7 protein-coding genes and 1 pseudogene are annotated in these 12,186 nt (G+C 62.6%); 4 read left to right on the forward strand and 4 right to left on the reverse strand.

Annotated features, from left to right (window positions below; genetic code table 11):
- Window positions 1-1,016: 1,016 nt before the first annotated feature.
- Window positions 1,017-3,080: an OPT family oligopeptide transporter gene (locus A9762_RS11200; protein ID WP_069342129.1), complete on the reverse strand. Its 2,064-nt coding sequence runs from the start codon at window positions 3,078-3,080 to the stop codon at window positions 1,017-1,019.
- A 337-nt stretch (window positions 3,081-3,417) separates the two neighbouring features.
- On the opposite strand from A9762_RS11200, the gene A9762_RS11205 reads away from it, so the two are divergent.
- Complete coding sequence (locus A9762_RS11205; protein WP_069342130.1) at window positions 3,418-4,932, forward strand: MFS transporter; 1,515 nt, start codon at window positions 3,418-3,420, stop codon at window positions 4,930-4,932.
- A gap of 27 nt (window positions 4,933-4,959) precedes the next feature.
- On the opposite strand, the gene A9762_RS11210 is transcribed toward A9762_RS11205, so the two are convergent.
- Window positions 4,960-6,252 (reverse strand): serine hydrolase, encoded by a 1,293-nt coding sequence (locus tag A9762_RS11210; RefSeq protein ID WP_240493514.1) that lies wholly within the window; start codon window positions 6,250-6,252, stop codon window positions 4,960-4,962.
- A gap of 325 nt (window positions 6,253-6,577) precedes the next feature.
- On the opposite strand from A9762_RS11210, the gene A9762_RS11215 reads away from it, so the two are divergent.
- From A9762_RS11215 to A9762_RS11225, 3 genes and pseudogenes are all read left to right on the forward strand, one after another.
- Complete coding sequence (locus A9762_RS11215) at window positions 6,578-7,408, forward strand: MetQ/NlpA family ABC transporter substrate-binding protein (protein ID WP_069342131.1); 831 nt, start codon at window positions 6,578-6,580, stop codon at window positions 7,406-7,408.
- Window positions 7,409-7,460: 52 nt separating this feature from the next.
- Window positions 7,461-8,300, forward strand: a pseudogene (locus tag A9762_RS11220) (methionine ABC transporter ATP-binding protein); the annotation flags it as partial.
- A 37-nt stretch (window positions 8,301-8,337) separates the two neighbouring features.
- The gene (locus A9762_RS11225) at window positions 8,338-8,982 is read left to right on the forward strand and encodes a methionine ABC transporter permease (RefSeq protein WP_069342133.1); all 645 of its coding nucleotides are present in this window, start codon (window positions 8,338-8,340) and stop codon (window positions 8,980-8,982) included.
- Between the two features lie 115 nt (window positions 8,983-9,097).
- Here the strand turns inward: A9762_RS11225 and ggt are convergent, their stop codons facing one another.
- Entirely contained in the window at window positions 9,098-10,720 is a 1,623-nt protein-coding gene (gene ggt, locus A9762_RS11230; protein ID WP_240493522.1) for a gamma-glutamyltransferase, read from the reverse strand.
- Between the two features lie 752 nt (window positions 10,721-11,472).
- A complete protein-coding gene (locus A9762_RS11235) occupies window positions 11,473-12,141 on the reverse strand; it encodes a M24 family metallopeptidase (protein ID WP_069342134.1) in 669 nt (222 codons plus the stop codon).
- Window positions 12,142-12,186: the final 45 nt, after the last annotated feature.

The raw sequence follows: 12,186 nt of genomic DNA on the forward strand, positions 1-12,186 counted from the left end.
GCGGATACCCGTGTGAAAGTAGGTAATCGTCAGGCTCCCCTTAAAAACCCCTTGTAGCACTAGCTACAAGGGGTTTTTGCTTTGGGCTCTCGCTCTGTGCGCTCGCTTTGCCCTCACGCTTTGCATCCGCAGTGGCGCGCCACGTTTAACTCGTGTTGATCGCCGCTTCTGAGGTCCGTCGGGCGCCTCGGTGGCGATGCATTTACCCAATGCACTGCGTCCACTGCGGGCCGATTTCTTCAATTCCCCTCCTGTTGCTTTGCTGCCGCGGCGCGGGACCGACGTCTTGGTATTCATACCGCAGCTGTGCCGACGCTTTATATCTACGCGTTACATCCACGCTTTGCACCGATATTTGGCAGCCGAGGCTTTGGCTGCCGGATCCCGTTGCTGCGCCCGTGTCGGCTAGTCTGATTTCCACGAGGCGTCCGGAAGAAGACGACGCGCTCCGTTATCTCGGTGTACGTCACGTAATGCCCTCCAATGCTCCCAACCTAATCGCAGCGTGGCCTGCGGCTAGTGCCGTACTTTTTGCGATGCTTTGTATCTGATCGGCCTCAACGGTCAGCCGCTACTTTCGATAAGCGCGATGCACTCATGAGCACTATCGCAATGACGAGATCGCGGTGGTTAAGGCATTGCGAACTGATGCTGCCCTGGAGTCAGGATGGCCGCCCGGTGGCCTCGGCCACTGTCGATCGGAGAGATAGCACCCAAGAGCACTGCGGCTTGAAAAGATCGCGGGGGCTTCGGCGCTTTGAACTGACGCCAGCCCGCAAGTCGATAATGACCCGCAGGGTAACGGTGATTTTCGGTGGATTGGGACGATGACGGACTGTGGGGCAGCGCCGTCGTTGAGAGGGCTACCAACTTGCGGATACCGCTGCCATCGTCCTGTGACTGAGAGGCGGGGAGATACGAGTCGATGCCCTCAATCTGCCGGGTATCGACTCGTAAAAACAACTGAAACAGCTAGGCAGCTAGCCGACGACGTTGGGCGTCGGTGCGGTAATTCTTTAGCGCGCTGTGGCCAAGACTCTGCGCACGATGACTACGCAGATGCCGACGAATACGATCAGTGCGAGCCATTCGGAAGTCGGGGCGAAGCTGCTGCCGACAAGCGCGAGAGGGGCGTCCGAGCCAGTGAAGCCGACGACCATCGCCATCGCAACGCCAACGAGACTTTCGCCAACGATCAGGCCGGATGCCAGTAACACGCCACGTCGCTCTGCCGCTTCCGCGTATGGGCCGTAGTCCTCACCCTTCGCCTTCGCACGTGCCTTCAATACACGCTGTGCAATCCATCCCAGCAACGCACCAATCACCAGCACCGAACCGATCGTCGGCGGCAAGTAGATGCCGATACCCACGGCAATGACCGGTACACGTGCAACACCACCGCGCTTGGCCAACATCGCATCGATGGCAATCAACGTGAGACCGAGCACCGCACCGATGCCCAGCATCGACCAGTCGAGCTGGTGCGTGAAGATACCCTTGGCAATCGCCGTCATCAGAATCGCCTGCGGCGCCGACAATGCTTGCGACGGATCCATTCCCGGACGCGGCAACGCATCCGTAAATCCGTAAGCGTTGTAGAGCAGGTTGAGCACCGGCGGAATCACCGCCGCACCCACCACGCAGCCGACGAGCAACGCGACCTGCTGACGCCACGGCGTCGCGCCCACAAGCCAACCCGTCTTCAGATCCTGAAGGTTATCGTTCGAGATGGTCGCGATAGCGATGACGGCAGCCGTCGTGAAGAGTGCCAACGCAATCGCCAGCTTGCTTCCCGCGCCCGTGTCGAGCAACCCACTCGCCTGGCTGACGCTCAGAATCAGCAGCGAGACGAGTACCACAGCCACAATCCCGATGCCCGAAATCGGACTGGCAGACGATCCCACCAACCCGGCCATGTAGCCGCACGCGGCAGCCACCAGAAAACCGAAGACGACCGCAAACACCACGCTGCAAATGACCAACGTCGCGATCGCACCGAACGACAGCGGCGCATCCGCCAGGAACACTCCGAACGTCACGACCCAGACGGCCACACACAGCAACGTCAGCCCGATCACCCAATACGGCGACAGATCCTGCTCCGTTCGCGCCAGCGCACCTGCCCCGCGCGCACCACGCGACTTACCCAACGCGGCAAACGACGTCTTCACGCCATCGACCATCGGCTTTGCCAACGTAATCAACGTCCAGACAGCGGCCACGCCGATCACGCCGGCGCCGATGAAGCGCACCTTGTGCTGCCACAGCCCGTTGGCGAACGCGGCAATCGCCAAGCCATCGGGATTCGGCGTGATGGAAGTGAGCACCGGCACCGCGATACCCCACGTCAACACAACGCCGAGCAGGATCGCCAGCCCGGACACGATACCGATGAGATAGCCGGCACCGATCAACGCGAGCGAGAAACCCGTCGTGAGACGAAAGACAGCGGCACCCGCAGGAATCCACGCAGTGATGCTTTCGCCGAGCACCTTCAGTCCGGCCGTGGCAAACGCGAAAAGCGCCGACACCACGCCGCCGAACGCAATCTCCCGCACGCCACTGGATTCGTTACCCGTCGCGGCCTTCTTGCCGGCCGTAGGCGTGCCTTCATCCCCCTCACTGCCGACGCGCAGAATTTCCGCCGCCGCGACACCTTCGGGATAAGGCAGGTCGCTGTCGACGACCATCGCGCGTCGCAGCGGAATGGTGAACAGCACGCCGAGAATGCCACCCGACGCACAGATCGCCAGCGTCAGGCCGAACGGAAAGCCTTGCCAATGCCCGATCATCAGCAAACCGGGCAAGACGAAGATGATCGACGAGAGCGTGCCGGCTGCGGACGCCTGCGTCTGCACCATATTGTTCTCGAGGATGTTGCCGCCCCGCAGCGCCCGCAATACGGCCATCGAAATGACGGCTGCGGGAATCGAGGACGAAAACGTCAGACCGACCTTGAGGCCGAGATATACGTTGGATGCGGTGAACACTACGGTGATCAGCGCACCGAGGATCATGCCGCGCACCGTCAGCTCGGGAAGCGAGACGGCGTCGGGAATTCGGGTCGGATGAGATGCCATGTACGAATCGGGGGGGATTTTTCGCCCAATGGGAATGTGGCGCAGATTGTATGCGTCCACGTGGTGTATCGCCAGTCTTGACGCGCGCGCTAGAACAGTCGTTCGAATCTGACCCTATGAAGCGTGCATCTCCGCGTAACCTCGTTCATCCCCGTCTCACATACGCCATACGCAGAATGCTGCCTACATCCATCTGCTTTCCAGATGGAATCTAACTTTTCTCAATTGATTTATTGATGGATGATGCGGGTTTTCCCTAGAAATAAATGAATGCGCCGGATAGCTCGGAAGTCACGCAGACAACCGGACCGGCGCGAAGAAGCAAAGGAGTTTTCCGATGTCCAGTCTGCATACCTCAACACGTCCGGTTCCCCACACTCGCGACACCCGTCGTTGGTGGGTACTGGCTATCGTGTCGGTGGCGCTGCTGCTCATCGTGATCGACATGACGGTGCTCTATACGGCACTGCCGCGTCTGACCCACGATCTCGCAGCGACGGCCTCCGCCAAGCTGTGGATCGTCAATGCCTACGCACTCGTCGTATCGGGTCTGTTGCTCGGCATGGGCACGCTCGGCGATCGCCTTGGCCACAAGCAACTGTTTCTCGCCGGCCTCGTCGTTTTCGGCATTGCATCGCTTGCTGCGGCCTTCGCGCCGAGCGCCAATGTGTTGATCGTCGCGCGCGGCTTCCTCGGTGTGGGGGCTGCGATGATGATGCCCGCTACGCTTTCGCTGATTCGCCTGACCTTTGCCGATCCCCATGAGCAAGCGCTCGCTATCGGTATCTGGGCGTCGGTCGCCTCGGGCGGCGCGGCGTTCGGCCCGATCGTCGGCGGGGCGCTGCTCGAACACTTCTGGTGGGGCTCGGTCTTTCTGATCAACGTACCCATCGTGCTGATCGCGCTGCCGGTGGCCTGGTGGCTGATCCCGAATCGTGGAGCGACGTCGACGCAACCATGGGATTGGCTCGGCTCGTTGCTCTTCATGGTCGGTCTGATCGGCGTGACGTACGCGATCAAGAGCGCGGGCAAGATGTCGCCCGACTGGACGACGGTCGGCGTCGCGGTGCTCGTCGGCGCCGTCTTCCTGTGGGCGTTCGTCAAGCGTCAGCAACGCAGCGAGCACCCACTGCTCGACTTCGGACTGTTCCGCAATCCGGTGTTCGCCGGCGCCGTTGCCGCAGCACTGATCGCTGCTGCCGCGTTGATCGGCATGCAACTGGTGTTCAGTCAGCGTCTGCAACTGGTCCTGGGTTACTCGCCGCTTGCCGCCGGACTGGCGGGGATGCCGTTGTCGCTGGCGGCGTTCGTCGCGGGGCCGATTGCGGGACGTATGCTGCCGCGCACGGGAAGTACGCGCTTGCTGTCGATTTCGCTAACGATGTCTGCCGCCGGCATGGCGGGCTACCTCTTCCTGCGTGATTCCGGGTTCGTCCTGTGGGGACTCGCGCTGGTGATCCTCGGCCTTGGCGTCGGGGCGACGATGACCGCAGCGTCGCACACCATCATGCAGAGTGCGCCGCCGGAGCGCGCGGGCATGGCCGCGTCGGTGGAAGAAGTGTCATACGAACTCGGTGGCGCGCTCGGCGTTACGTTCATGGGTAGCTTGCTGACGTTCGTCTACGGCCGTGCGATGGATGTGCCGCAAGTCGCTTCGTTGCCCGACACCGTGCGCGATAGCCTCGACGAAGCGCAGATCGTCGCCGAGCATCTTTCGCCGGGAATGGCTGATGCGCTCACGACGTTGTCCAACACGGCCTTCAATCAAGGCTTCGACGCCGTGATCGGCACCGGGGCATTGCTGCTGCTCGTCACTGCTATCTGGGGACGCTGGCACGCACGCAAGCGCTAACCGGTCGTCTTCATCCCTACACAGCACCTACCGCAAGGAACACGACAGCCAGTGTGCGATACGCACACCGTCCAGTCGTGAGCCTTCGGGGGTATCGCTACCGAGCATGGTCACGATGACGGGACGCGTCTTGTGCACCATCACGCGCATCACCATGTTGTGTCCCGACTCGTTGATGAAGCCGGTTTTCTGCACGCTCGCGTGGACCTTCCCGTAGCGCACCAGTCGATTCGTATTGACGTACTGCAACTGTCCTTTGCCCGTAGGCACGAGCTGCTGGTTATCAATCGAGTAGCGGCGAATGAGCGGATATCCGTTCGACGCGCGCACCAGTCGCGCCAGTTCGCGCGCCGTCGACACGTTTCGCGGCGACAGCCCTGTGGAATTCTCGAAGCGTGTATTCGGCATGTTGAGCAGGCGCGCCTTGGCATTCATCGCCGAGATAAACGCGGGACGTCCGCCCGGATAGTCGCGGCTCAGCGCTGCCGCCGCGCGATTCTCGGAGGCCATCAGCGAGATGTGCAGCATGTCGGCACGCGAGAGTGTCGATCCCACCGCCAGACGCGAATGCGTGAACTTGAGCGTGTCGAGATCTGCGCGGGTGACGCTCAGCGGCGCACGCATTGCCGGGCCGCTATCGAGCCAGACGACCGCCGTCATGAGTTTCGAGAGCGACGCGATGGGGCGCACCTGATCTGCGTTGAGCGCGAACAGTGGCGTGTGGGTCTTCTCGTCGACGATATAGACGGCCTTCGAGAACAGGCGCTTGCGCGACGCTGGCGTGAAGCCGCATCGCGCGAGCAGACGCGGCTTGGCGTCGGTGCTCACTTGTGCAGAAGCGGGCGCCGTGCTGGTCGTAGCCGTGGCCGCCCCTGGCGCTCCAGCCGCCACACTCCCGGCGCCCGCAACGACCGCCGCCTTGGCCGCTGCCTTGCGTTGGGTCGCCGTCGGCGCCCGTTGAGCTGTCGATCTCGCTGCTTTGGCATGACGCGGCGGCACAGCCTTCTTCGCGCCTCGCGCGGCCCGCGATTTCACCGAATGACTCGCCGCACGCTTGCGCGAGGCGCTTGCCGTCGCCTTGCGCTGCGGGGCTGCCTTGGCCTTCTTTGCCACGGGCTTTTTCTTCTTGACGACGTCGTGGCGGCGTTTGCCGGTACTGGTCTGATGCGCAGTGGCAGCGAGGGCGTCGCTCACCGGCAGCCCCGCAATCAGCAAAATGACGCCGAACATCACCAGACGGGCGAGGGCAATGGCGCGAGGCGACATGCGGTAAAGGCGGGGCAGGGACGGGCTGAGCAGCGGGTACCACAAGGCGGACATCTTCGCGCGGTTCCGTAGAGACAAGCGGTGGGCGGGTGACTCGCGTCGGCAAAAGAGCCGCGCTGCGCGGCAGACATCGCCACACAAAGCACGGACGCAATTCACGGGGAAACCTGTTGGACGACGCGTCAGCGAGGAGTTCCTGACTTTCTCGATCGCGTATTACAAAAAGTTACATGTGCAGAACCTTCGGCGTACGAATGCTCTTCGCACGGCGACCCATTAGCTTTACGCAATTGGTTATTGGACGCTCCCGGGCGTCGCTTCCTAGACTGTGCGTTCGCCTCAACCGGCGTTACCGATACCAACATCAAGGGGAGTTTTCATGCAACGCCGCCAATTGTTTCGTCTGCTCGGCAGTCTCTCGATCGCATTCGCCATCGGCACGGTGGGGTCGCTGGGGACGATGGCCGCCCACGCGGCCGACAAGCCGCTCAAGGTCGGTGTGCGTGGCGGCGTCGACGAGGAAATCTGGGAAGTGGTCACGAAAGTCGCGAAATCGCGTGGCCTGAACGTCGAACCCATCGTCGTGAGCGGCACGGCCAGCCCGAACGAAGCGCTCAACAACGGCGATCTCGACGCCAACTCGTTCCAGCACATTCCGTTCCTGCGCGATCAGATCAAGCAGCGCGGCTACAAGCTGGTGTCGGTCGGCGACACGCTGATCTCGCCGATCGCTTTCTATTCGAAGAAATACAAGTCGCTCGAGTCGCTGCCCGAAGGCGCGAAGATCGGCTTGCCGAACGACCCGAGCAACCAGACGCGCGCGCTCGTGATCCTGCGCGATCATGGCCTGATCAAACTGCGCGATGGCTTCGATCCGTACACCGGCACGGCCACGCTCTCCGACGTGACGGCGAATCCCCGCAAGCTCCAGTTCATCGAAAGCGCGTCGGTCGTGCTCGCACGCTCGTTGCCGGATGTCGACGCGTCGGCCATCGTCAACAGCTTCGCGTATCAGGCGGGCCTGATCGCCACGCGCGACGGCATCGCGGTGGAGAAGCGCGAGAACAATCCGTACGTGAACATCATCGCCGTGCGCGAGAAGGACAAGAACGCTCCATGGGTCGCGCCGCTGGTCAAGGCCTATCAGTCTGAAGAAGTGCGCAAGTTCATCGAGACGAAGTATCAGGGCTCGGTGGTGCCGGCGTTCTGACCTGAGCGCATGAACCTACGACCTATCACCCGTCACCTGTGAGGAGCGGACGATGACGACACGAAACGCCGGCGCAGCCCCCGTCACCCGTCTGCCTACGGCAGCCGCACGCGAGGTCGCGCACATTACCTTCGACGGACTCGGCAAGGTCTATCCGGGGGCATCGAGCGCCGCGCTGCAAGACATCTCCTTCGCGGTGCAACGCGGCGAGAGCTTCGGCATCATCGGGCGCAGCGGTGCGGGCAAGTCCACGCTGCTGCGCACGATCAACGCACTGGAGTTGCCGAGCGCGGGGCACATCAAGGTGGATGGCGTGGACATCGCATCGCTCGACGACGAGGCGCTGGTCGGCCTGCGTCGTCGTGTGGGCATGATCTTTCAGCACTTCAATCTGTTGTCCGCGAAGACCGTCTTCGAGAACGTCGCGTTGCCGTTGCGGGTAGCGGGCGTACCGAAATCGCAGATCGCGCCGCGCGTGAACGAACTGCTCTCGCTCGTCGGTCTCTCGGGGAAGGCAGACGCCTATCCCGCCATGCTCTCGGGCGGGCAGAAGCAGCGCGTGGGCATTGCTCGCGCCCTCGTGCATCGCCCTGAAATCCTGCTGTGCGACGAAGCCACGTCCGCGCTGGATCCGGAGACGACCGACGCGATCCTTGCTCTGCTCGGCGACGTGCAGCGCGAATTCGGGTTGACGGTCGTGCTCATCACGCATGACATGGGTGTCATCCATCAGGCTTGCGACCGCGTACTGGTGCTCGATCAGGGACGCATCGCCGAACTCGGCCCGGTCGACGAAGTCTTCGACAATCCGCTCGCCGAGGCCACGCGAGCGTTGCTGCGTCCGCTGCAACATGCGTGGCAGGGTCGTCTCTCGCAACGCGCGCCGACGACTCGGCAGGCGCACGCCGTCTGATCTTTCTGGACATTCCATGCTCGACAAATATCTGCGCGCGCTCGGCGAAACCTTGTTGATGGTCACGAGCGCCTGCGCCATCGTCTTCGCGCTCGGCATGCTGCTCGCCGTCGTGCTGGTCGTCACGGCACCCGGCGGGCTGGCGCCTCGCCCCCGCTTCAATCGTGCACTGTCGGTCGTCGTGAACCTGTTTCGCGCGGTGCCGTTCATCATTCTGTTGGTGGCGTTGCTGCCGGTCACCCGCTGGATCGTCGGCACGACGATGGGGACGTGGGCCGCCGTGGTGCCGCTCGCCGTGCATCTCATCCCGTTCTTCGCGCGCGTGACGCAGGTCGGTCTGCGCGAGATCGACCCGGGCCTGATCGAAGCGGCCCGCGCGATGGGCTGCCGTCGGTGGCACATCATTCGGCACGTGCTGTTGCCGGAAGCCTTGCCCGCCATTCTGGGCGGTGCGACGGTGACGGTGATTGCGATGGTCGGTGCGTCGGCGATGGCGGGCGCGGTGGGTGCGGGCGGACTCGGCGATCTTGCGGTGCGCTACGGCTACGAGCGCTACGAGACCAGCGTCATGTTCAACGTGATCGTCATTCTCGTGGCGCTGGTCACACTGGTGCAGTTCGCGGGCGAACGACTGGCACGTCGCGTCGATCATCGTCGCTGAGACGAAGCACCGAAGATTCGAGGACACAAAAAACGGGGCCGCGATTGCGGCCCCGTTTCATTGGCGATCACTTACATCGCCGACGATCCGGACGATGTCCGGACCGGATCGTGCATCAGTACCCGAGTGCGAGACCCGTGTTACGACGCGGATCGTTCGCGCCGTAGAAACGGTTCTTGCCGATCGGCTTGCCGCCGAGCGACGGGGCGCCCACGAGAATCGCTGCAATGTGGTTCGCCGGTTGCGGACCTGCGAACTTCTGGCCCCAGCTTTCCAGAATCTTCTGCGTATCCGGGCTGAGGGCGAACGGCTCGATGTTGGTCGCTTCCGGCATCCACTGCTGGTGGAAGCGCGGCGCATCGACCGCTTCTTGCAGGTTCATGCCGTAGTCGATCATGTTGAGCATCGTCAGCAGCGTGGCCGTAATGATGCGGCTACCACCCGGCGTACCCACGACCATGACCGGCTTGCCATCCTTCGTGACGATGGTCGGGCTCATCGACGACAGCGGGCGGCGGCCCGGCCCGATGGCGTTCGCTTCACCCTGGATCAGACCGTACAGGTTCGGCACGCCCACCTTGGCGGTGAAGTCGTCCATTTCGTCGTTGAGCAGCACGCCCGTACCGTTGGCCATGACCTTGGCGCCGAACCAGTCGTTGAGCGTGTAGGTGACCGACACGGCGTTGCCGTCTTTGTCGATGATGGAGTAGTGCGTGGTGTTGCTGCCTTCATGCGGCGGCACACCCGGCTTGATCTCCTGCGAGATACCGGCCTTCTGCGGCTGGATCGCGGCGCGAATCTTGGCGGCGTAGTTCTTGTCGAGCAACTGCGCGATCGGGTTCTTCACGAAGTCCGGGTCACCCAGATAGCTGTTGCGGTCGACGTAAGCATGACGCATCGCTTCGATGGTGTAGTGCACGCCCTGAGCCGAGTGATAGCCCAGCTCCTTCATCGGGTAGCCTTCGAGAATGTTCATGATCTCGCAGATCACCACGCCGCCCGAGCTCGGGGGCGGTGCCGACACCACGTGATAGCCGCGGTAGTCGCATTCGACCGGCGCGAGTTCACGCGTCTGGTACTGGTCGAGATCGGCCTGCGTGATGATGCCGCCACCGGCCTTCATCGATGCCACCAGCTTGTCGGCGACTTCACCCTTGTAGAAGCCGTCGGGGCCCTTCGCGCTGACCAGCTTGAGCGTGCGCGCGAGGTCCTTCTGCACCAGGCGCTCGCCCGGCTGGAACGGCTGTCCCTTGTTCAGGAAGATGGCGCCCGAGTTGGCGCGGTCCTTCTCGAAATCCTTGGTGGACGTCCACAGCATGTCGACGTCGCCCTGATCCAGCACGAAGCCCTTGTCGGCCAGCGTGATGGCCGGCGCGAGCAGTTGCTGACGCGTCTTCGTGCCGTACTTGCTGCGCGCGTATTCCATGCCCGAAACGGTGCCCGGCACGCCCACGGCCAGATAGCCGGTGGTGGAGGCGCCCTTGATGACGTTGCCGTCCTTGTCGAGGTACATGTTAGCCGTCGCGGCGAGCGGGGCCTTTTCACGGAAGTCGAGGAAGGTCTTGCGGCCGTCGGCGAGCTGGATCGTCATGAAGCCGCCGCCGCCGATGTTGCCCGCTGCCGGGTACACCACGGCGAGTGCGTAGCCCACGGCAACGGCTGCGTCGACGGCATTCCCGCCGGCCTTGAGCACATCGACGCCGACTTTCGACGCGAGGTGCTGGGCCGTCACGACCATGCCGTTCTCTGCGCCGACCGGAGCCTGCGATGCCGCGTGAACGTTGAACAGCGCACCGGCCAGCGCCGTGGCCAGGAGAGCTTTGGTGAAGGTTGGGTTTTTCATCGTCTTTCTGTGGTTCTTGTCGTAAGCGAGATAGAAAGGGACTTCAACTGCGGAGGACTTCAACTCCACATTCGACGGACGCACGACGGGCAGCTCACCCTCGTGCACGTGCCTGAGCGAGTGGCACAGCGCCGGGATGACGTCTCCGCTGCCGGTGTGTCGTACATTGGGAAATATCCGTCGACCATCGAACGTTAACGCATAACGGGTAATTGGGGAAAGATGTGCCAAAAGTCCGGGCGACGGGCCACGACACGCGACCGGGTGGCTCTGGACAATTGGCAAAACTGCGCGCAAGCCTTCAATGACGTGCGCTCGACGTGATTTGGGGTCAGATGCCGGAGGGGATTTGTCCGTCGAAACGGTGAGGATCGCGAGGCGAAACAGCAGGAAAAGTTCGGAAACCGCCCGATGATGTTGCGTTATCACTACGTTGTGACGTGCGTAGTGTTATGGCGAGCATGGCGTGACGACAGCGAGGATCGCGCTCAAATCTTGAGCAGCGAATGGCGGATTGAGCCAGATTGAACTGCGTGTTGAGTATTTGTTGAGTATTTCTTGGTCTTCGTCGAGGCGGCCCATTCAATCCCGGCCGCGCCGCTCTCGCGGCGCGTCGCCGGCATCATCCGATAAGCATCACACGAGCATCAGATCAGCAGGTCTTCGTAGAAGGCGCCGAAGGCACGCGTCGGATGGGCGATCTGGATCTCGAGAATCCAGAGGCCGCTGTTGGGCGTGCCGTCCAGATCGGCCAGCCTGCCGCCCTTGTGGATGGCGTGCGGGAAGTCGCTCACGCGATGGCCCTTGATGTCGAGGTTGAGGACCCAGCCCATCGCTTCGGCCTGCGTCTTCGCGAACTCGTACAACGCTTGCCCGGTCACGCCTTCGGCGCGCCAGTGAGCGTGCACGATGTCGAACAGGCGCTTGGCATCGTCGGCACAGCGCTGCATCTCGGCATCGGTGCCGGTCGTGCGGGTGAAGCCGCAGTCGCCTTCATGGGCCCCGAACACCACGCCGATATCGATGAAATAGATGTCGTCGTCGCCGAGCACCGGATCGTTATCGCTGCGTTCGCTGAAGGTGCGCAACGTGTTTTCGCCGAAGCGGATCAACACCGGATGCCAGATGCGGTCCATGCCGAGCGTGCCGAGCAGCGCCTTGCCGGCCGCAATGGCTTCCGACTCACGCATGCCGGGCTTGATGATGGCGGCGATTTTTTCGGTCGCTTCCCATGTGAGGGCCTGCGCCCGCTTCATGGCCTCGACGCTGTACTTTGCTCCGACCGCTTCGCGTCGAGCCAGCTCCGTCAACTCCATCGAATTTCTCCACTGATTGTTTTGGCTTGGGGGGACGTCCGTTCG

This window comes from Pandoraea sp. ISTKB (assembly GCF_001721285.1).
GTDB classification, from domain to species: Bacteria; Pseudomonadota; Gammaproteobacteria; order Burkholderiales; family Burkholderiaceae; genus Pandoraea; species Pandoraea capi.